The sequence below is a fragment of the Paraburkholderia fungorum genome, assembly GCF_900099835.1.
GTDB classification, from domain to species: domain Bacteria; phylum Pseudomonadota; class Gammaproteobacteria; order Burkholderiales; family Burkholderiaceae; genus Paraburkholderia; species Paraburkholderia fungorum_A.
On sequence record NZ_FNKP01000002.1, the window covers coordinates 1,026,814 to 1,046,720 of the forward strand.

Genomic DNA, 19,907 nt, shown 5'->3' on the forward strand with positions numbered 1-19,907 from the left:
CTCACCACTCGATCAGCGGAGTCGGGTCGGGCTGCGGCTGGCTCTTGTCGCGCACCTGCAACTGCAGCCCGTAGATGCCGGAGAGCGCCAGCAATTGCGCGACGGTGAGCGAACCGGCGTCGGTTTCCAGCGCTGAAATGCGGCTCTGACTGACGCCGATGCGCGCGGCCGCGTCAGCCTGCGTGAGACCGGCTTGCCGGCGGCTCGCGGCGAGCAGCTGGGCGATCTGGTTAGGGGTGGCGATGAGATGGAGCATGACGGATTATCCGTGAGACGAATAAATGCAATTTATTCGTCAAACGAATATTTGTCAAATATTCGTCTCACGAATATTTTTCTAAATATCTGTGAGACGAATAAAAGACGAATATCTGTTTAACGAATAAATGGGGTGAGATTTTAGTCGTGACTCGAAAGCCCTTCTGGTAAGGCTTTGCGGGTTACTCTGCCGCGTTCCGATGGCGTTGTCGATCTCGCCAGGTTCTCCATCTCCGCAGACTTCCGGTGCGGCGGCATTGCAGACAAGCGACTCGCCTGCGAAGATTACGCCCACATTTAAAACCGGCCCCGCCAGATGACCACGACTTACCCGCTGCACGCAAACTTCACCTCTGCCGATCAACCGTTTCCGAAACAGGCCGATGTCGTGATCGCCGGCGCGGGCATCATGGGCTGCGCGGCCGCCTGGTATCTTGCGCGCCGCGGCCTCTCGGTGGTGGTGCTCGATAAATCGCGGATTGCCGGCCAGCAGTCGTCGCGGGCATGGGGTTTCGTGCGTCAGCAGGGCCGCGAAGCCGCCGAAGTGCCGCTGATGATGGCGAGCATCCCGCTCTGGAAAGAACTCGAAAGCGAGCTGAATTTCGATCTGGAGTGGCGTCAGGGCGGCTGCCTCTACGTGGCTTCCGATGAAGAAGAGTGGGCGTCGTTCCAGCAATGGATGGACGTCGCGCGCCAATACGGGCTCGACACCCGCACGCTCGATCGCAAGCAGATCGACGCCGTCGTGACCGGCATGCAAGGTCCGGCGCTCGGCGGCCTCTACACGCCGAGCGACGGCCAGGCCGAACCGCGCCGCGCCACCGCCGCGTTCGCCGCGCGCGCCGCCGAGGCCGGCGCATTGTTTTTCGAAGGATGCGGCGTGGTCGGCGTCGAGCGTGCGGGCGGCGCGATTGCGGGCGTGGTCACCGAGCGGGGCACGGTGCGCACCTCGCGCTTCATCTGTGCGGCGGGCGCCAGCAGCTGGAAGCTGCTCAGAACGCTCGGTCTGGAATTGCCGCAGCAGGTCGTGCGCGGCACCTGTTCGCGCACCAATCCGCTGCCGCAGATCACTGCGTCCACGTTCTGGGGGCACGGCCTCGGCGTGCGGCAACGCGCGAACGGCGCGATCAACCTTGCCGACGATATGCAGGTCGACGTCGACATGACGCTCGGCCATTTCCGCGCGCTCAAGTGGTTCTTGCCCGAATTGTGGAAGCAGCGCGAGAAGTTCAGTTTCCATCTGAACGGCGCGTGTTTGCGCGATCTGCGCGAGCGTCTGCCGGGCGGCGTGCCCGAAGCCGAGCGCGTGCTGTATCCGCGTGATCCGCATCCGCAGCCGAATGCGAGCCAGGCGCCGAGCGCGTTGAAAAAATTGCGCGCGTTGTTCCCGGCGCTGAAGGACGCGCAGGTGGTCGAATCCTGGGCTGGGCTGATCGACGTGCTGCCCGACGGCATCCCGGTGATCGATGCGCCGCCGCAGGTCAGCGGGCTGACGATCGCCACCGGCTTTTGCGGACACGGTTTCGCGATGGGGCCGATCGTCGGCAAGCTGCTCGCGGAGATGAACGATGGCGGCAAGCCTTCGCTCGATTTGTCCGCGTTCCGATTGCAGCGTTTCTTCGACGGCACGATGCAGCGGCCTCGCAGCATGCTGTGAATGTAAAAGCATCTATTAGCAATTTTTGGCCATTCACGCTCAACGCAATCGATGAACGAACCGGCACTGCGCCACACAGGCGTACCGTATTACACGCAATGGGGCAGCCCCGAGTGGGTTCGCCATATCGTCGAGCGGCAGGGCGATCCGTGCGACGATCCGCACTGGCGCAGGAGCGGTTTCGCCGACCCGGAGCGCTATCGCTTCTGGGCCAAACGCCTGTGCGGTTTGACATGTCTCGAATCCGCGCTCGATTATTGGGGTGTCGCGCATGCACCGCGCGCCGCGTTACTCGATGAAGCCCTGCAACACGGCGTGTACCGGATGCGCGAGGACGGCGGCGTCGACGGATTGATTTACCAGCCGTTCGCCGACTGGTCGCGCGGCGCGTTCGGGATCGAGGTCGAGGTGCTGCCGCAGGTGTCGCTCGAAGAGATCGCGGCGCGGTTGAACGCCGATACCCTGGCTATCATTTCGGTGAGTGCGGAGATTCGTTATCCCGAGCGGCCGAACCAGCGGCAGGGCGGTCATCTGATCCTGCTGCACGGACGCGATCGCGACGGCGTGTGGTTTCACAATCCTTCGGGCATCGCGCCGCATCAGGCCGACGTGTATCTGCCGTTTGCCATGGCGGCCAGGTTTTACGCGGGGCGGGGCATGACGCTGAAGCGGACGTCGGCATAGGCGAGCCAGGCACAGTGTTCAGGCCCGTTTTCTGCTCATGTGATTTCGTCGACATCTGCAATACCGGACCTGACATGAATCGAATCTATTGCCTGTTTGCTGCCAGCCTTGTCGTCCTCGGAGCCGCCAGCCCGGCGAGCGCCGCGAGTGAGGACGAACAGGCGAAAGCCTGTCGCGGCGACGCGATGCATTTCTGCGCGGCCGAGATCCCGAACAAAGAGAAGATCACTGCCTGCATGAAGCAGCACCTCGACGAACTGAGCCCGCCGTGTCGCGCGATGTTCAAGGGCGGCAAGAAGGATGGCGGCAAGAACGGCGATCAGGGCGCGTCGCAATAAGCGTTCGGGATGGGGCGCCGCGTGCGGTCTTCGCAGATCCAAAGGTGAGGATCAGTGGGCAGACCGCACGCACACATTAGTCAGCTGAATTTCATTCTCCGCGCGCCTTAAAAAATGCCTTAAAAACAACCGCCTGTCCGCCAGGTTGGCAAATTGCGCCAACCTGAGGCACATGTTGCCGTGCAAACAATCCCAAAAAGTTGCACCATAGGCGTTTGCCAGAAAAAAGTGCCGGTGCCGGATGCCGTTATTTGCAGCTTTTTGTGCGGCTACCGCGCCAGACTTTTTCTGTCCTTTGACCGACGCCTTCTTCATCACGACGCTGCGACCGCGCTATGACGACCCAACACGCTTCTGCCACTCCCGATTTGCCGCTCGACATGATCATTTTCGGCGGCACCGGCGACCTGTCGTTTCGCAAGCTGCTGCCCGCGCTCTACATGGCGCATCTGCATTGCAACCTGCCGCCGGACACCCGCATTCTCACGATTGGCCGCAAGCCGTGGTCGCGTGACGAATACATCAACGAATTCATGGAAGCGAAGGCCAAGCCCTTCATCGAAAAGAAAGCGTTCGATGCTGCTGCATGGGACAAATTCATGGCGCTGTTCGAATACGTGCGGATGGACGTCGATTCGATCGACGACTACCAGCGCCTGAAAGAAGTGTCGCGCGAAGGCGTGCGCCGCGTGTTCTATCTCGCGACGTCACCGGATCTGTTCACGAATATCTGCGACAACCTTTCGTCGGCGGGGCTGGTCGACGAGAATTCGCGCGTCGTGCTCGAGAAGCCGCTCGGTCACGATCTGGCGTCCGCGCAGGAAATCAACACAGCGGTCGGCAAGCACTTCAACGAAGCGCAGATTTACCGGATCGACCACTACCTCGGCAAGGAAACCGTGCAGAACCTGATGGTGCTGCGCTTCGGCAATCCGATTTTCGGGCCGCTGTGGCAGGCTCCGTATATCAAGAGCGTGCAGATCACGGTCGCGGAAACGGTCGGCGTGGGCAGCCGCGCGGGTTTCTACGACAAGACCGGCGCGCTGCGCGACATGGTGCAGAACCACCTGCTGCAACTGCTGTGCATCGTCGCAATGGAGCCGCCCGTGTCGCTCGACCCGGATGCGGTCCGCGATGAAAAGCTGAAGGTGCTGCGCTCGCTGCGTCCGATGACTGCCGAAGATATTTCGCGCGATACCGTGCGCGGTCAGTACACCGCAGGCGCGGTCGACGGCGAGGCGGTGAAAGGCTACCTCGAAGAAGACAACGTGCCGGCCGGCAGCCGTGCCGAAACCTTCGTCGCGTTGCGCGCACATATCAACAACTGGCGCTGGGCCAACGTGCCGTTTTTCCTGCGCACCGGCAAGCGGATGCAGAAGAAGGTGTCGGAGATCGTCATCGAGTTCTCCGAGTTGCCGTTCTCGATCATTCCGAGCGGTGGCCGCAACTATGGCAACAAACTCGTGATCCAGCTGCAGCCGGAAGAATCGATCCAGTTGCAGATGCTCGCGAAGGAGCCGGGCAGCGGCATGCATATGCTGCCGGTGAGCCTGAATCTGGATTTGCAGCAGGCGTTCACCGAGCGTCGCGCGGAAGCGTACGAGCGTTTGCTGATCGACGTGATTCGCGGACGCCTCACTCACTTCATGCGCCGCGACGAACTGGAAGCCGCATGGGCATGGGCCGAACCGATTCTGGAAGGCTGGGCCAAGTCGGGCGAACGGCCGCGCGGTTATACGGCGGGGACGTTCGGGCCTGCGGCGTCGACGGCGCTGATGGCTCGCGAGAAGAACGCCGTGTGGGCGGAAGAATCGCAGTAAGTGTGAAGGTTTGATCTCGCGCGCCGCTATTCTGGCGGCGCGCTTTTATTGCGCGGTTGTTGGCGCGAGTCTTTGGCTGTTCTCATTATTTTTGTCCCGTTACGCATCGTTCATTAGTCATCCCTGGTATTGGGCGGCGCGTTTGCGTCATCGTTATTCTGATCTCATCAATAACTCAACGACCATGACGATTTGATTTCATCAAGTTTACGTCTATGATGATTTTCCTTACCCGCATGGCACTGCGGCGTGACACGACACGATAAAAAGGAGACATCAGTGAGACGAGTTTTCCTGGCACTCACCTGTGTAGCAAGCGTAATGACCGTTATAAGTATCTCAGCGTGCGGCGGCAATGAACTCAACGCACCTGATAACGCACCCAAAGTAATTATCGACAGCGATTACAACACGCTGAGCGACGACGGCCAGCTCGGCGTCATGGCCGCGCAATTACAGGCACAAGGCTCGCTGAAAGTACTCGGTATTACGGTCGTGTCCGGTAATCAATGGCTGAAACAGGGCGTCGCGGATGCACTGAAATCCGTCGAACGGCTCGGTGTGGAAAATCAGATCGGCGTTTATGCGGGCGCCAATTACGCTTTATCGCATGACTTCGCGACGATTCAGGCCGAACTGAAACAATTCCCCGGTGGTGACGGTTATCTCGGTGCGTGGAGTACGCCCGAGCCGGCATCCGACAGCGACCTCGTTGCGCCGCCCGACGGTTTCGCGACGCACACCAAAGTGCAAGGCAAAAGCGCGGTCGATTTCATTGTCGATTCGGTCAAGCAATATCCCGGCGAAGTGACGATCCTGGCCATCGGCCCGCTGACCAACATTGCACTCGCAACACGTCAGCATCCCGAGATCGTGCCGTTGATCAAGCAGATCATCTACATGGGCGGCGCGATCGACGTACCTGGCAACACGACGCCGACTGCCGAATTCAACTGGTGGTTCGACCCGGAGGCAGCAAAGACGGTATTGCATCTGCCGATCAAACAGGTGGTCGTGCCGCTCGACGTGACGGACACCGTCAAAATGGACAAGGCGCTTTACGACCGGGTTGCGCATGATCCGGCGAAGCAGACCATCATCACGCAATTGTTCAAGACGTTGAACGGCTATGGTTTCGACGGCAAGAATGGTTTCGAAACCAATCCGGACTACACGACGAATATCTGGGACACACTGACGCTCGCTTATCTGATGCATCCTTCGTTCGCGACGCAGACGGTCGACGAGTGGGTGGACGTGGATACGAGTTTTGGCGCCAATGACGGCAAGGCAACGGGTTATACGAGTTCGCCGCCGGCGGGTTTGCAGAAGATGACGATCGTCAAACGCTTCGACAATCCAGCCTTTTTCGATTTCTACGTTGATCTGCTGACGCGGCCGGTGCCGGTCAAATTATCGAATTGATGCGCTGAGCCGCGTGAGTTCGTGCGGCGCGTGCCTGCATTGAAACCTTAGTTAACCCGCCTCAGGCGGGATGCAGGCCGCGCAACAACTGGCGCACGCGCGTGAGATCCTGATCGACGTGTTCCGCCTTTTCAAACAACTCCGCGAGCCAGTCGACGAAAGCCCGCACGCGCGGCGAGACCCGGCGGTTCTTCACATACGCGACCGAGACCGGCATCGGCACGGGTTTCCATTGCGGCAGAACTTCGCGCAGTAATCCCGAGTCGAGGTAGGGCTGGGCTGCGATCCGCGCGGGTTGGATGAGGCCGAGGCCTTGCAATCCGCAGGTGAGATACGCCTGTTCGTCGCTGACCTTCACGAAGCCTTTTACCTTGACGCTTTGTGCTTCTCCGTCCACTTCGAAATCGAAATCCACTTCGCGGCCGTTATGCGGCGACATGCAATTGACCGCTACGTGTCCGCGCAGATCGTCGATATCGACAGGTGTGCCTTGCCGCGCCAGGTACGCGGGACTTGCGCAGGTCACGTGTTCGAGCGTGCCTAGCTGTCGCGCCACGAGATTCGAGTCGGGCAATTCGCCGAGCTGGATACTGCAGTCGATTGCTTCGGAGATCAGATCGACCGTGCGATTGCTGATGCCGATTGCCAGATCCAGGTTCGGATAGCGCGCGTGGAAGTCGTCCAGTGCCGGCAGCACGATTGCGCTTGCCACCGCGCCCGGTATTTCGATGCGCAGGCGACCCGTGAGATTATCCGTTGCGTGACGGATGCTTGCTTCCATATCGTCGATGTCCGCGAGGATCTGCGCACAGCGTTCGTAGTAGGCGGCACCTTCTGGTGTGACGCTTAAACGTCGCGTTGTGCGGGCGAGTAATGCTGTGCCCAGCAGGGCTTCCAGGTTCTGGACGATCGTGGTCGCCGTCGCTCGCGGGATGTTTAGGGACTCCGCTGCGCGGGTGAAGCTGTTGGTGTCCACGATTCGGATGAATGTGCGCATGGCGGTTATTCTGTCGATCATTGGTTGCTCCGGTTTTGGGGTTTTGCTTTTTTTGCAGCGGGGTTTCGGGTTTGTTGTTGTTGGCCTTTCCTTGAATTCACGGTGGTCTATTAGCGTTGCCCCTGTGCGGGGCGGCACTTACTTTCTTTGCCGCCGCAAAGAAAGTAAGCAAAGAAAGCGGGCTCACACCGCTAACCATTAAGCGGGTCCCCTGGCTTGGAGGGGGCAGTGGTGCATCTGGAATCTGTGCTCCCGCACACTCCGCGTTCGTGACAAAGCAGTCATTCTTCCGGCGGCGCTTCGCGCGCCGACGCGTAATTCGCGGGGCGCAGATGCCTTATTTCAATTCGAACGGAACTTCGAGCGCCAGGAACCAGGGACTGGTTCTTACGCATTTTTTATTCTTCGGTTTTGAAGGCGACCACCAGCTTCGCTACGCGGAAACTCGACCGGTTTCCCACGCAAACCCGTCCGCGACGCACGCAGTGCGGAGTGGGAGGGAATGATGGCTGTGTCACTAAAGCGGAATGTGCGAGTGCACGGATTCCAGATGTACCACTACCCCCTCCAAGCCAGGGGACCCGCTTAATGGTTAGCGGTGTGAGCCCGCTTTCTTTGCTTACTTTCTTTGCGGCGGCAAAGAAAGTGAGTGCCGCCCCGCACAGGGGCAGTGCTAATAGACCACCGTGACTTCAAGGAAAGGCCAACACGCAAAAAGCACAACCAAAAAAGCGAAAAACAAAAAACAGCCCCACGCAGCAGCGGGCCAACAAAAAACCGCCGCCGCGCAGGCCCAAACCCAAACCTCTACATCACTTCCGCAAAGAATCCAGATCAATCACAAACCGATACTTGACATCACTCTTCAGCATCCGTTCATAAGCCTCATTGATCCCCTGCATCGGAATCACCTCGACATCCGAAGTAATTCCATGTTCACCGCAGAAATCCAGCATTTCCTGCGTCTCGGCAATGCCGCCAATCAGCGAGCCAGCCAGACGGCGACGCTTCATGATCAGATTGAAAACCTGCGGCGACGGATGATCGTGCTCCGGCGCACCGACCAGCGTCATCGTTCCATCACGCTTGAGTAGCGTCAAAAACGGATTCAGATCGTGCTGCGCAGCCACCGTATTGACGATCAGATCGAAGCTGTTCGCATGCGCTTCCATCTCGGCGGCATTCTTCGAAATAACCACTTCGTGCGCGCCAAGCCGCTTCGCGTCTTCGATCTTCGACGGCGACGTCGTGAACAGCACGACATGCGCGCCCATTGCGCGAGCCAGCTTCACGCCCATATGACCGAGGCCGCCGAGGCCGACAATGCCGACCTTCTTGCCAGGACCCGCACCCCACGTGCGCAGCGGCGAATACGTGGTAATGCCCGCGCACAACAGCGGAGCGGCGCCCGCCGGGTCGAGATTCTCCGGCACACGCAACGTGAATTCTTCGTCGACGACCAGTTGCGTCGAATAGCCACCGAAAGTGATCTGACCATCGACCTTGTCGACGCCGTTATACGTGCCGACAAAACCGTTTTCGCAATACTGTTCGAGATCTTCCTTGCAACTCGCACACGTGCGGCACGAATCGACCAGACAGCCGACGCCCACCAGATCGCCTGCCTTGTACTTTGTCACGTCCGGCCCGACAGCGGTCACGCGGCCGACGATCTCGTGGCCCGGCACCACCGGAAACACAGTGTTTTTCCACTCATTGCGCGCCTGATGCAGATCGGAATGGCACACGCCGCAAAACAGGACTTCCATCTGCACGTCATGGGCGCGCAGTTCGCGACGCTGGATTTCGAACGGGGCGAGCGGCGCGGTAGCGTCGGTCGCTGCATAGGCATAAGTCGTGCTCATGGGTAGCTCCAGCAAAGAAGATGAAGATGGCGCGAGGTCCGGGCAATCGGCAAACGCAGAGAGAAAAACACGCGATGCGGACGCCGGCCTCGACATGAACCGGGATCACGGCGCAGACGGTGGCTGACGAATTCGCCGAAGCGTGAATTGACAGCCGGGCCCGGCGCAGCGCGGAAAGATTGATCCGGCAGGGTTCCCATAATAGGATCGGGTCGCGACTCCGGGAATACCTGAATGTCTTGAAGATTTGCCTAAAACTCCTGGCGAGAAGCGCTGTAGGTTGTTTGATGCTAAATTTCAAGCATTATTCTCTTGCTGGTCACCATACCGTCATGTCAACCCATTCCGCAGCACCCGTCAACGCCGATTCCGCGCAGCAGCGTCTGGTCGAATTATTCGACCTGCTCGCGCCCACGCCGGGCTTTACACGGTCGAGCCTGGAGGGCGTCAGTCTGATGCGCGCCAACACGCCGATGCCGCGCATGCCGGTGATGTACGAGCCGAGCATCGTGATCGTCTGCCAGGGCCGCAAGCGCGGTTTTCTCGGCGATCAGACGTTCCAGTATGACGCGCAACAATATCTCGTGCTGTCGGTGCCGCTGCCGTTCGAATGCGAAACCGAGGCGAGCCCCGAAGAACCGTTTCTGGCGATCTCGGTGCGCGTCGATCTGACGATGGTGGCCGAGTTGTTGATGGCGCTCAACGAATCGCAGGGCGCGACGCAGAACGAGCCGGTCGGCATCTATTCGACGCCGCTCGACCCGGCGCTCAGCAGCGCAGTGCAGCGTCTGATGGAAGCGTTGGCATCGCCGCTCGATGCACGCATTCTCGCGCCGGGGGTGGTGCGGGAAATCTGTTATCGCGTGCTGACGGGCGAGCAGGGCGACGCGATTCGCGCGGCGCTCACGCATCAGAATCATTTTGGCCGCATCGCGAAGGCGCTGCGCCGCATTCACGCCGACTATCACGGGCAGCTCGATGTCGATACGCTTGCTTCCGAAGCCGGCATGAGCCTCGCCGTGTTCCATGCGCAATTCAAGGCCGTGACCGCGACTTCGCCGATGCAATACGTGAAGACCACGCGCCTGCATCACGCGCGTTTGTTGATGGTGCAGGATGGTCTGAACGCGGGTGCGGCAGCGGCGCGGGTCGGTTATGAGAGCGCGTCGCAATTCAGCCGCGAGTTCAAGCGTCTGTTCGGTCTGAGTCCGGTGGATGAAGTCAAACGCATGCGCACGGTCTACGATGCGCCGCCGCCGCGCGTGGTGAAGCCGGTTGCGCGCTATGTGACTGCGGTTTGAAGGCGCTCGGCGAAAGAGGGGGCGTGTGCGGGTGCAGGATGTGTACGGCCCTCGAGCATCAAACCTGCTTCAGACGTGTGCCCTTCGTTATGAAGTTGCCCGTGTTCTGTCCAACGCGGGCCTATACTTTTTTGACGGCAGACCAGCGTTTGCCGGCGTGTCCCGCGTTGCATATAACCTGAAAAAAACAGCAAGGCGGACCCATTCCCTTCGTCTCACCTCAGGAGCCGCGTCATGGTCAAACTCGCGTTGTACGTGCATCTCGAAGCGAAGCCCGGCAAGGAAAAGGACGTCGAGGCTTTTCTGCTCAGCGGCCTGCCGCTCGTCGAAGACGAGCCCGCGACGACTGCCTGGTTCGCGTTGAAGATGGGGCCGTCCACGTTCGGTATTTTCGACGCCTTTCCCGACGAAGCCGGCCGTGACGCACATCTGAACGGCAAAGTCGCGGCCGCGTTGATGGCGAAGGCCGGCGAGCTGCTGGCGTCGCCGCCGAGCATCACGAAGGTCGATCTGCTGGCCGCCAAATTGCCGGGGTCGGGGAACTGAGCGGGCGGACCTGCTTCGAATCCGCTTTCTACTTCGAACTGTCGCCGGCGTTCGTCGACGGCTGGTTCGCATAGTGCAGGCGTTTCTCTTCATACATCAGCAGATCGGCGCGCTGCACGCCCGCTTCGAGCCTGTCGCCGCGCTGACAGGTCGCCGCGCCCATCGAGAAGCTCAGCGGCGAGCCCGGATAGAACTGGTTGTTCATTTCCACCAGTTGGCGGATCGAGTCGATCATCGCCGCGCCGCCGCGTTCGTCGGTGTCCGGCATCAGGATCGCAAATTCGTCTCCGCCGATCCGCGCCGCGTGGAACGGCGCTTCCATCGCCTTCGCGAGCACTTCGCCGGCACGCCGCAGCAGCGCGTCGCCGGCGGCGTGGCCGAGCTGATCGTTCACGCGTTTCAGACCGTTCAGGTCCGCCATGATGATCGTCACCGGCCACGGACCTTTGCGTTCGAGCCGGTTCAGTTCGTCGACGTAAAAAGAGCGGTTGCGCAGCTTGGTCAGCACGTCGTGTTTGCCGAGGAATTCCAGGTAGGCTTCGGCCTTCTTGCGCGCGGTGATGTCCGTGAGTGCGACCAGCACCAGGTCCCAACTCTGTTCATGCCCCGGCAGCACCGAGAATTGCAGGTGAACGTGGACCTCGCTGCCGTCGAGCGAATAGTTGAGCACTTCGCGCTGCTGGAACAGCTTGTTGTCCCACAGGTCGATCAGCTGCTCGCGAAAATGCGGACGCATGTCGTCCCGAAATACGCTCGGCAGGTGCGCCAATAGCGTTTTTTTGTCTTTGGCGGCGAACATGTCGAGTGTGTGCTGGTTCACGTCGAGCACGTGAATCTCCTGCATGCAGCGTTCGACAAACTCCGGGTGCACGTCGGTAAACACGCGGAAGTCGTTGATGCCGGCCGCGCGCGCATCGTCGAGCAGACGTTTGACCGCACTGAAATCCTCGACCCACAGCGACACCGGCGAGTGTTCGAACAAACCGCGCACGTACTGTTCCGCGAGCGTCACGCGGTGCCGTGCGCCTTCGAGTTCCGTAATGTCTTCAACCGACACCAGCACGCGGTCCCAGTTGCCTTCGTGGCCCGGCAACACCACGCCCTTGAGCAGCACGTCGAGGCGCCGGCCGCCCAGCGTGTAGTTGACCGTGTGGCTCGTGAACTGCGATTTGCCTTCCCACAACTGGCAAAGCTCTTCGAGATGGGTCTGCAGCATGTCGTCGCGGAACACCGACGCGAGATTGCCGGTCAGCGCGTCGAAGTCGGCGGCTTCGAACTGAGTCAGCGTCTTCTGGTTGACCTTGATCACGCGGATGCTGTGCGCGCATTCGGCAACCCGCTCCGGGTCGGCGGCGAAATGGGCGCGCAGATCGGTCACGCCGTCGGCTCGCCATCCGTCGAACAATGCGCGTACAGCGCTGAAATCTTCGAGCCACAGCGAGACCGGCGCGAGTTCGAACATCTCGGAGTCGTCTCCGGTGGAGACGTTCTTCGGGGCGCCATCGTCGGGCGTGGAGCCGCGTGCAAGGATATCCAGCATGGGGTTCTCGTAAGCGGAATTGCGGCTATTTTAAGGCGGCTTGGGCGTTCAACGAAAAGAAACGCGTGGAGTGCATGATTTTGCTCGGTTTCTCTCAACGTTCTCTCAACGGAATAACGGCCGGGGTTCAACGGATTTGAGGCTCGTAAGGGTTGTCGAGCCGAGGGTTGGTTCTAAAGCGGCCCCGTCCGCTTCAAACCATCTCGACGGGTGCCGAAAACCGCGCGTTGCGACCCAGGCGGCCAGCAAGCCTTCAGGAGCCTTGTTAAACTCGGCCGTCCCGGATTTCGTCCATCAACGCAGTCAAGAAAAAGCGCCGTCATGAAGCCATCCCTGCTGGTCCTGATCCATCTGAACGACGAGAGTCTCGCCAAAATCGGCGCGGACTTCGACGTCATTTATGCCCCCGACACCGACCGGCGCGCCGCCGCGATTGCCGACCACGGCGCCACGATCCGCGCGGTGCTGACCAACGGCGGGACCGGCGTCACCGCTGCGGAAATCGACCAGTTGCCGCAGGTCGAACTGCTCAGCGCGATCGGCGCGGGCTACGAAAACCTTCCCGTCGACCACGCCCGTTCGCGCGGAATCGTGCTCATCAACGGTGCGGGCACCAACGACAGTTGCGTCGCCGATCACGCGTTCGCGTTGCTGCTCGCGGTGGTGCGCGACATGCCTTATCTCGATCGGGCCACGCGCGATGGCGTCTGGCGCGACGAACTGCCGTTGCGCCCGAACATTTCCGGCAAGCGGCTGGGCATTCTCGGGCTGGGCAATATCGGCGAGAAGGTGGCGCGGCGCGGTGCCGGGTTCGACATGGAAATCGGCTATCACAATCGCCAGCCGCGCGAAGGGTCGCCGCTGCGCTACTTCGACAGCGTGACAGCGCTCGCGCAGTGGAGCGACTTTCTGGTGGTGGCGACGCCGGGCGGTGCGGGCACGCATCATCTGATCGACGCGAAGGTGCTGGAGGCGCTGGGTCCGCAAGGGTTTGTCGTCAACGTGTCGCGGGGCAGTGTGGTCGATACCGCCGCGCTCGCGCAGGCGCTGACTAGCGGGACGATTGCCGGCGCGGGTCTCGATGTGTACGAGGGCGAGCCGAATCCGCCGCAAGCGCTGCTGGCCTTGCGCAATGTCGTGTTGACACCGCATCTGGCCGGGCGCTCGCCGGAAGCAATCACGGCATCGGTCGATAACTTTCTGAACAACGCGAAGCGGCACTTTGCAGGCGAGCCGGTGTTGACGCCGATTTGACGCGGGGCATCTCGCTTCTCTTATAGCCGCGCCCGCCTGGGCGCGGCTGCGGAATGTCTGATCGGCGCTTGACCCGGTGGTCAAATCGGAGCGCGCGATAGTTCACGCATCAGATCGGCATCAGTTCCGTATTCCTAACTAAATCGCGCGCAACGTTACCCGACCAGTACGGCCGAATATCGCGGCACGTTGCATCGTCGGCGCGACTTTAAATCTTGCGAATTCTTAGCGCAAATTTCAGGTGCGTACGCCTCCTGTAAGACGCCGCCGGTATATTGAACGCCGTCTTTCGCGCACAAAAAACACGCACTTTGCCGCTGCCGGTTTGTCGCGGCAATTTCTGCCTCCGGCGCGCGTTTTTTGTCATCGGTAACGTCGGTATAAACGTTAGAGAGTGTGATGGTCTCGACAACGGCGGTTATCCGACGAATGTCCGACATGTTCATTACATTCCACTTCTGTTTTCTTCCGCGTGAATACGATCCCCATGCCATTTTCTATCGTTTCCATTACAAGGATCGGAGCGCTCGCTGCATCGCTATGCGGCATGCTGGCCATCACGAATGGCGCCTATGCCGCCGACCGCGTGATCGTGCTCGATTCAGGTGAAGCGCAACTCACGCTGATCGACCCTGTCACGCACAAGGTGGTCGGCACGGAGCCGACCGGCAAGGAACCGCATCACCTGATGATCACGCCCGACGGCAATTCGCTGATCGTCGCCGATTCGGTGTCGAACAACCTGATGTTCGTCGACCCGCACAGCGGCAAGGTGCAACGCACGGTGCCGGATATCGAGGACCCGTATCAACTCGGTTTCTCGCCGGATCACAAGTGGTTCGTCACGGCTGCGTTGCGCATGGACCGCGTCGATATCTATCGCTATGACGGCGCGAATATGACGCTGGCGAAGCACATCGAACTTGCGAAAACGCCGAGCCACATGACGTTCGCCTCCGATAACCGTACGGTGTTCGTCACGCTGCAGGACTCCGGCGAACTCGCCGCGATCGATCTGCCGACGCAAACCGTGCTGTGGAAAATGCACGTAGGCAACGAGCCCGCAGGCTTGTGGATGACGCCTGGCGACCACTACCTGCTGGTCGGCATGACCGGCGAGGACGACGTGACCGTGGTGGACTGGCGCAAGCAGCAGATCGTCAAGAAGATCCATACGGGGCGCGGCGCGCACAACTTCCGCAATCTCGACGACGGCAAGCATGTCGTGGTATCGAACCGCGTGGACAGCACGATCAGCATCATCGACTACACGACGCTTACGAATACCGGCGACATCACCGGCCTGATGCCCGGACCGGACGACATGGAACTGACACCGGACAAGCGCTACCTGTGGGTGGGTTTCCGCTTCGCGCGGCATGTCGGCGTGATCGATATGACGACCCACAAGCTGGTCGATACGATTGCTGTTGGCCGCTCGCCGCACGGTATCTTTTTCGACAACCGTGCACCCGTTATTGCGCCGAATCCTGACTGATTGACGGCGCAATCGGCTCAATCGGCGTTATCCGTTTTGAAACTGCTGCTCAACAGGCAATCGCAGAACCGGTAAAACACGAGGCTTTTTTTGATGTTTCATGAAATCGTCGCGCAACTCGACAACATGGTGTCCGCTTTGCAGACGCTGTTGTACGTCGATGTCGTGCAACCGTTCTTCTATCGCTTTGGCCTGATGGGCTACGACGAAGACACCTATGACGCGCTGTACTGGGTGATCGTCGGCGTGCTCGAAATTGGCGTGACGTATCTCGCGTTGCGTCCGCTCGAAGCACTGCGGCCCGTCGAGCAGTGGCAAAACCGCAAGGCGTTGCGCGCGGATGTGATTTACACGTGGATCGCGAAGCTCGGCATCATCAACATTGCGTTTTTCTTCATGTTGCAGCCGCTGTTCGATCATTGGCAGAGTCTGATCGCGATTCACGGCATACCGAATATCGATATCGACAGCCTCTGGCCGGGCGTGACCGATCAGCCGTTCGTGTCGTTCGTGATCTACCTCGTGCTGCTCGATTTCGCGGGCTACTGGTATCACCGCTGGCAACATCGCTTCGGCGTGTGGTGGGAATTGCACGCGGTGCATCACAGCCAGCAGCAGATGTCGCTGTGGGCCGACGACCGTAATCATTTTCTCGACGACATCATCCAGGCCGCGTTTTTCGCGTCGATCTCGCTGTTTATCGGTGTGCAGCCGAACCAGTTCGTCGTGTTGATTGCCGTCAGCAATTTCATGCAGAGCATCCAGCACGTCAATGCGCGTTTGCCGTATGGATGGCTGCTGGAGCGTCTGATCGTCAGCCCGATTTTCCATCGCCGTCATCATGCGATCGGGTATGGGCATGAAGGCACCGCTTATGGCTGCAACTTCGGCGTGCTGTTTCCGTGGTGGGACATGATTTTCCGCACGGCATCGTGGAACCGCGCGGTCGAGCCGACCGGGATTCGCGATCAGCTACCCGCGCCGCACGGCTCGGGTCGTTCATACGGCGATGGTCTGATCTCGCAGCAGTGGCGAGCGTTGGGACGGATCGTGAAGCGTCTGCGTGGGCAGCGGAATTACGCGGGTAGCGCGGCGGAGTGACTTTGATTGTTCCGCCGCGTGTTAGTCAAAGCGGCGGAACTGTGGGTTGATCGACAAGGTAAAACATTAAAATTAATAAAATCAATCTCTTACGATTGTTCTTGCCACTGTAATCTGGAACCAGCCGACGTCATAAGATGAGACTTTCACCAAAGAATGACGCACAAGTTGAGACTTTCCCGAAACTCCGTGCAAAGCCTTACCAGGCGGGCTAGCGGGTTCAAGAGCCGCGATGTTCCTGCTGCTCAACCAAACAAGCTTGCATGTGATGCAAGTTTTCATGGCCTTCAAAGCCAGAAGGCAATGCGGCTACCTAGGCTTAGGCTTTTTGAGGAAGGACTCCAACATCCTTCTCGCCGTATCTCTATTTGAAAGAAGGTCTCGATCGACGCTGGCGTTTTTTGCTATCGCACTCCTGTTCGGCTTCAACTGCCACATAGGGAGTGACTCGCCGTTCCGCCGTAAACGGTCCAAATAATTCTTTAAACGAGCCAGAGGGGGATCCACCGGTTCACCCGAGGCTATTCGTCGAAGCCGCTCCTCGCGCACCGCAGTGTGGAGAAGTCTGATTGCTGCCTCATTGGTATAGAAAACGTCGCGATCAAAGCCACAAGCTCTAGCTATCGCAATCTTATTGACATTTCCTCCGTGCCATGGCAAGGGTTGATCTCTAGCTCTCAAATCCTGGAGATATTCACGGACCTGATCAGCAGGGTCCGGTCTGAGTTCTTTTGTTGCTGGGGCGGCTCTGGCGCGGCGGTCGTCGACAAATACCTCATATAAACTTGGAATTTTATGGTGCTCGATAAAAGGGGATCGACTGTTCTCATGATGGACGATGTCAAGCATCCCGATTTTTGCTCGATTGCAAAGTTGTTTTAGATGGGCTGAACTTGTCGCCCAATCCTCAGCGCATCTAGCAAGCGGTGCGTATTTCTTGGCAAACAGAGCAACCGAGTTTTCATCAACACGCGTGGTCTTACCTCTTGCCACATTTTTGACGAAATTATTTTCAAGTAAACCACTTATTACCAGCTGGTCGCACCCAATTATCTGCGCTGCCTGTCGGTGGGTGAGCGCCCCTTTGGCAATGACGCATCGACTTGCCACCGCGAGTGCTGCAATCGTTCCTCTATCAAAGAATATTTGATCTAGGCTTTCTCCTGTTCTGCCCACTGACGTAAGTTCACCTGTCAGGAAGGCAATAAGAAGTTGAGTCTTGTGTTCCGTGCTGTGTAGTCGCGATGTGCGCAACAGATCTTGTAGGCTGATAACTTCATTTGGAGATGTTAGTTCCGAAATTTGTGGACTTAGGGCGAGCATCCTCCGTCTAAACGTCAACAGGTCTGTCTCGTGAAAACCATATTGCGATGCGAGATGATGAAGCAAAGGAAATTGTCCCAGGTTCCGGAGGCAATCAAGGACGCTCACTGGTATTCCTAGCCAGGCGGCGGCTTCGCGTTTCCCAAGACGCCTCTCTATTTCTGCTCGAGCAGGCCTCGTCAGTGCGTTGGTGTCGACCAAGTATCGGCGTCCCGAACCACTCCTCATGCTGCCAATATCCAGTAACCCTTTTTTTCCCCACGCTGCTAATGTGCGAATATCATGACCGGTACGCCGTGCCAGTTCTCTCAGCGGGATAACTCGTCGTTCTTGAGATCGCCCCGGTATGGCGCGCTGGTCTACGAAGGAATCCCTCGCCTGTGTTATCCCATATTGAAGAAACTCGGAATACAACCAATCACATTTCACATGAGCTTGCGTACGTCTGAAAAAAATCTCCGAGAATTTAGTAAAGCGTTGATGAAATGTCGGCGCCTCTTTACTTTGGCAGTACCTTTCCAAAAAGCAATGAAAACCGTGAGGCCAATTTTCAAGTGCCTCAGCAATTCCATCCACCACTTCGAGCGAATGGACGGGATAATTTGGACGGTTGAAGCGACCGAATTTAGGGAGACTTGTAAGCATCCAGCGTAGTGGGGTACTTCGTAGTTCTCCGATTGGCAATCCGACGTCTGATGCAGATGATGGGAATTCGACCCGTTCGAGCACCACCTTGAGAGCGGTCATCAATCCGATGATGCGATCACTAACGGGCGGTGGGATCTGCTCCTCTAAAGAAGCGCCACATCTACAGATAAGTAGTCCGGGACGAAAATGGGATAGTCGATTCCCACAGCGCTCGCATTTAGAAAGCAATTCTCGACCATGGAGAGGGCAGGCTACGGCGAGGCTCAGATCGAAAAACGCTTCTATATAACCTCGATTGGATACACATTCAGGGCAAATTGCCGGGCGTTGCAGCCTGAGAGGGCTGGCACCGAGGCCGTCGCCAAGGTGATGACCCAAGATTTCGAAATGCGACTGTCCACCGGAATTACTCATGTATGCAATGTTGCGAAGCTGATCTGGATTCCGGCCCAGAATCAGTGCGAGTTTTGCGACTGGGAAGGCCGCATTGGTCATAGTGCTTTGCTCAATCCTGGCAAGTCTCAGAATATGCCACGGCGTTTCATAGCCATTGGTCTCCGACAATCGTAATGCGTATCCAATCAGGCTTTCGTTTGGCTTATGAAATGGCGTGCGAACCAGCATCATGAAGCACTCAGCGCATCTCTGCTTGACATCCGTTTGGAACTTCGAGGGCCCCGTTGCCTAGGCTTCGGTGGCAGTTCCACCGCCTTACCAATCGAGTGGGCTTGTGTAAGCAGAATTTCATTGGGAAAAGGGCGGAATGATCGAGAAAATGGGTTAACGATGTCTGTGCAATTTTCCTCTTGATAAATGGCCTGTTCCTGAGCAATCGCAAAATCAGCAAGGGTAATTGCTTGCTTATTGCTGTCGATCGCATTCCAGACAACCTGCCGGAGAAATTTCGTCAGGTAGCCGATAAGCCCGCCGGTTCCGCAATAACACCGAAATGCCATTTCACTGTTGTCCAGTTGGGGAAGATTGAAATATCTGCTCATTGATTCGTGGAAAGCACCAAGAATCGCGATGAACTCATCTCGGTGCTTATCAATCGCCCAATCAAACCGCGGCATATGAACCGGTGCGTAGAATCGCCCCTTAAACTGTTCATTTTGAGTCAGGATTCCGACGGATGACGGCAATCCGGCGACAACCAAAACACATCGCGTCCCGTCGACAAGTGACTTTAGCCAGTCTGCCGCATCGTGGATGACTCTGTCCGACGCCTTGTCAACAAAATGCTGGAACTCGTCAATCACAATCATCAAGGTTCCGCATTCCTTCATTAAGCGGGCCAATCTTCGAGTTTTTTGGGCTTCTGACCCAGTCCCTGGAAGTTCATCAAGCATGGCTTCGAGCATAATTTCTGCCAAGCTCTTTACTGTTGGCTTTGACGGTGCGGTTACTTTCAGGATCGGGATATTCATCCCATCCTCGTCGCGCGACATTGGATGTTTGTCGATAAATTCCTCCAGAAGGCGGCTCTTCCCTGTGCGGGATTCACCGACGATTGCCAGACATATAGGTTCTCTTTTACTTGTTGAATATGTGAAGCATTGATTAAGGCGACTTGTCGCAGAATTAAACGCCTGGTGTGGCACCAGCGTATCCTCGACTATGGTTTCTAGAGGTAGATGATTACTCATTGCTTT

The 19,907-nt window shown here is 58.2% G+C and carries 18 protein-coding genes; 10 read left to right on the plus strand and 8 right to left on the minus strand.

Features of this window, described 5'->3' with window-relative positions:
- Position 1: 1 nt before the first annotated feature.
- Complete coding sequence (locus BLS41_RS20625; RefSeq protein WP_074768172.1) at positions 2–256, minus strand: helix-turn-helix domain-containing protein; 255 nt, start codon at positions 254–256, stop codon at positions 2–4.
- Between the two features lie 318 nt (positions 257–574).
- On the opposite strand from BLS41_RS20625, the gene BLS41_RS20630 reads away from it, so the two are divergent.
- The 3 genes from BLS41_RS20630 to BLS41_RS20640 all read left to right on the plus strand — a co-directional run bounded on the left by BLS41_RS20630 (position 575) and on the right by BLS41_RS20640 (position 2,937).
- Entirely contained in the window at positions 575–1,915 is a 1,341-nt protein-coding gene (locus tag BLS41_RS20630; protein ID WP_074768174.1) for an NAD(P)/FAD-dependent oxidoreductase, read from the plus strand.
- Between the two features lie 51 nt (positions 1,916–1,966).
- A complete protein-coding gene (locus BLS41_RS20635) occupies positions 1,967–2,599 on the plus strand; it encodes a C39 family peptidase (protein ID WP_074768176.1) in 633 nt (210 codons plus the stop codon).
- Positions 2,600–2,673: 74 nt separating this feature from the next.
- A complete protein-coding gene (locus BLS41_RS20640) occupies positions 2,674–2,937 on the plus strand; it encodes a hypothetical protein (RefSeq protein ID WP_074768178.1) in 264 nt (87 codons plus the stop codon).
- Between the two features lie 51 nt (positions 2,938–2,988).
- On the opposite strand, the gene BLS41_RS20645 is transcribed toward BLS41_RS20640, so the two are convergent.
- A complete protein-coding gene (locus BLS41_RS20645) occupies positions 2,989–3,252 on the minus strand; it encodes a hypothetical protein (protein WP_074768180.1) in 264 nt (87 codons plus the stop codon).
- 20 nt (positions 3,253–3,272) lie between these two features.
- Between BLS41_RS20645 and zwf the strand changes: the two genes are divergently transcribed.
- Both zwf and BLS41_RS20655 read left to right on the plus strand, forming a co-directional pair.
- Positions 3,273–4,757, plus strand: coding sequence for a glucose-6-phosphate dehydrogenase (gene zwf, locus BLS41_RS20650; RefSeq protein WP_074768182.1), 1,485 nt, complete (start codon positions 3,273–3,275; stop codon positions 4,755–4,757).
- Positions 4,758–5,078: 321 nt separating this feature from the next.
- Positions 5,079–6,182: a nucleoside hydrolase gene (locus tag BLS41_RS20655; protein ID WP_436972014.1), complete on the plus strand. Its 1,104-nt coding sequence runs from the start codon at positions 5,079–5,081 to the stop codon at positions 6,180–6,182.
- Positions 6,183–6,243: 61 nt separating this feature from the next.
- Here the strand turns inward: BLS41_RS20655 and BLS41_RS20660 are convergent, their stop codons facing one another.
- Together BLS41_RS20660 and BLS41_RS20665 are read right to left on the minus strand one after the other, a co-directional pair.
- Positions 6,244–7,200 carry a LysR family transcriptional regulator gene (locus BLS41_RS20660; RefSeq protein WP_074768186.1) on the minus strand — a complete coding sequence of 319 codons (957 nt, stop codon included), beginning with the start codon at positions 7,198–7,200 and terminating at the stop codon, positions 6,244–6,246.
- 791 nt (positions 7,201–7,991) lie between these two features.
- The gene (locus BLS41_RS20665; RefSeq protein WP_074768188.1) at positions 7,992–9,044 is read right to left on the minus strand and encodes an NAD(P)-dependent alcohol dehydrogenase; all 1,053 of its coding nucleotides are present in this window, start codon (positions 9,042–9,044) and stop codon (positions 7,992–7,994) included.
- Positions 9,045–9,376: 332 nt separating this feature from the next.
- Here BLS41_RS20665 and BLS41_RS20670 point away from each other — a divergent pair, with 332 nt between their 5' ends.
- A complete protein-coding gene (locus BLS41_RS20670; protein WP_074771079.1) occupies positions 9,377–10,345 on the plus strand; it encodes an AraC family transcriptional regulator in 969 nt (322 codons plus the stop codon).
- A gap of 234 nt (positions 10,346–10,579) precedes the next feature.
- Positions 10,580–10,891, plus strand: coding sequence for a putative quinol monooxygenase (locus BLS41_RS20675; RefSeq protein WP_074768190.1), 312 nt, complete (start codon positions 10,580–10,582; stop codon positions 10,889–10,891).
- Positions 10,892–10,919: 28 nt separating this feature from the next.
- Here BLS41_RS20675 and BLS41_RS20680 read toward each other — a convergent pair whose 3' ends face one another.
- On the minus strand, positions 10,920–12,431 hold the full coding sequence (locus BLS41_RS20680; protein WP_074768192.1) for a sensor domain-containing diguanylate cyclase: 1,512 nt from the start codon (positions 12,429–12,431) through the stop codon (positions 10,920–10,922).
- A gap of 321 nt (positions 12,432–12,752) precedes the next feature.
- On the opposite strand from BLS41_RS20680, the gene BLS41_RS20685 reads away from it, so the two are divergent.
- Positions 12,753–13,685 carry a 2-hydroxyacid dehydrogenase gene (locus BLS41_RS20685; RefSeq protein ID WP_074768194.1) on the plus strand — a complete coding sequence of 311 codons (933 nt, stop codon included), beginning with the start codon at positions 12,753–12,755 and terminating at the stop codon, positions 13,683–13,685.
- A 155-nt stretch (positions 13,686–13,840) separates the two neighbouring features.
- Here the strand turns inward: BLS41_RS20685 and BLS41_RS38515 are convergent, their stop codons facing one another.
- Positions 13,841–14,125, minus strand: coding sequence for a hypothetical protein (locus BLS41_RS38515; protein WP_143026329.1), 285 nt, complete (start codon positions 14,123–14,125; stop codon positions 13,841–13,843).
- A 107-nt stretch (positions 14,126–14,232) separates the two neighbouring features.
- Here BLS41_RS38515 and BLS41_RS20690 point away from each other — a divergent pair, with 107 nt between their 5' ends.
- Positions 14,233–15,183, plus strand: a complete 951-nt coding sequence (locus BLS41_RS20690; RefSeq protein ID WP_253189802.1) for a YVTN family beta-propeller repeat protein — start codon at positions 14,233–14,235, stop codon at positions 15,181–15,183.
- A gap of 93 nt (positions 15,184–15,276) precedes the next feature.
- Complete coding sequence (locus tag BLS41_RS20695) at positions 15,277–16,284, plus strand: sterol desaturase family protein (protein ID WP_074768198.1); 1,008 nt, start codon at positions 15,277–15,279, stop codon at positions 16,282–16,284.
- 309 nt (positions 16,285–16,593) lie between these two features.
- Here the strand turns inward: BLS41_RS20695 and BLS41_RS20700 are convergent, their stop codons facing one another.
- Positions 16,594–18,882 (minus strand): TniQ family protein, encoded by a 2,289-nt coding sequence (locus BLS41_RS20700; protein ID WP_074768200.1) that lies wholly within the window; start codon positions 18,880–18,882, stop codon positions 16,594–16,596.
- Entirely contained in the window at positions 18,879–19,901 is a 1,023-nt protein-coding gene (locus BLS41_RS20705) for a TniB family NTP-binding protein (protein WP_074768202.1), read from the minus strand. Before BLS41_RS20705 ends, BLS41_RS20700 begins: the two co-directional genes overlap by 4 nt.
- Positions 19,902–19,907: the final 6 nt, after the last annotated feature.

What these genes read in the sequence shown, in the direction of transcription:
- BLS41_RS20625 (WP_074768172.1), bottom strand. Translation starts at nt 256, where the DNA reads ATGCTCCATCTCATCGCCACCCCTAACCAGATCGCCCAGCTGCTCGCC.
- BLS41_RS20630 (WP_074768174.1), top strand. Translation starts at nt 575, where the DNA reads ATGACCACGACTTACCCGCTGCACGCAAACTTCACCTCTGCCGATCAA.
- BLS41_RS20635 (WP_074768176.1), top strand. Translation starts at nt 1,967, where the DNA reads ATGAACGAACCGGCACTGCGCCACACAGGCGTACCGTATTACACGCAA.
- BLS41_RS20640 (WP_074768178.1), top strand. Translation starts at nt 2,674, where the DNA reads ATGAATCGAATCTATTGCCTGTTTGCTGCCAGCCTTGTCGTCCTCGGA.
- BLS41_RS20645 (WP_074768180.1), bottom strand. Translation starts at nt 3,252, where the DNA reads ATGAAGAAGGCGTCGGTCAAAGGACAGAAAAAGTCTGGCGCGGTAGCC.
- zwf (WP_074768182.1), top strand. Translation starts at nt 3,273, where the DNA reads ATGACGACCCAACACGCTTCTGCCACTCCCGATTTGCCGCTCGACATG.
- BLS41_RS20655 (WP_436972014.1), top strand. Translation starts at nt 5,079, where the DNA reads ATGACCGTTATAAGTATCTCAGCGTGCGGCGGCAATGAACTCAACGCA.
- BLS41_RS20660 (WP_074768186.1), bottom strand. Translation starts at nt 7,200, where the DNA reads ATGATCGACAGAATAACCGCCATGCGCACATTCATCCGAATCGTGGAC.
- BLS41_RS20665 (WP_074768188.1), bottom strand. Translation starts at nt 9,044, where the DNA reads ATGAGCACGACTTATGCCTATGCAGCGACCGACGCTACCGCGCCGCTC.
- BLS41_RS20670 (WP_074771079.1), top strand. Translation starts at nt 9,377, where the DNA reads ATGTCAACCCATTCCGCAGCACCCGTCAACGCCGATTCCGCGCAGCAG.
- BLS41_RS20675 (WP_074768190.1), top strand. Translation starts at nt 10,580, where the DNA reads ATGGTCAAACTCGCGTTGTACGTGCATCTCGAAGCGAAGCCCGGCAAG.
- BLS41_RS20680 (WP_074768192.1), bottom strand. Translation starts at nt 12,431, where the DNA reads ATGCTGGATATCCTTGCACGCGGCTCCACGCCCGACGATGGCGCCCCG.
- BLS41_RS20685 (WP_074768194.1), top strand. Translation starts at nt 12,753, where the DNA reads ATGAAGCCATCCCTGCTGGTCCTGATCCATCTGAACGACGAGAGTCTC.
- BLS41_RS38515 (WP_143026329.1), bottom strand. Translation starts at nt 14,125, where the DNA reads ATGTCGGACATTCGTCGGATAACCGCCGTTGTCGAGACCATCACACTC.
- BLS41_RS20690 (WP_253189802.1), top strand. Translation starts at nt 14,233, where the DNA reads ATGCTGGCCATCACGAATGGCGCCTATGCCGCCGACCGCGTGATCGTG.
- BLS41_RS20695 (WP_074768198.1), top strand. Translation starts at nt 15,277, where the DNA reads ATGTTTCATGAAATCGTCGCGCAACTCGACAACATGGTGTCCGCTTTG.
- BLS41_RS20700 (WP_074768200.1), bottom strand. Translation starts at nt 18,882, where the DNA reads ATGATGCTGGTTCGCACGCCATTTCATAAGCCAAACGAAAGCCTGATT.
- BLS41_RS20705 (WP_074768202.1), bottom strand. Translation starts at nt 19,901, where the DNA reads ATGAGTAATCATCTACCTCTAGAAACCATAGTCGAGGATACGCTGGTG.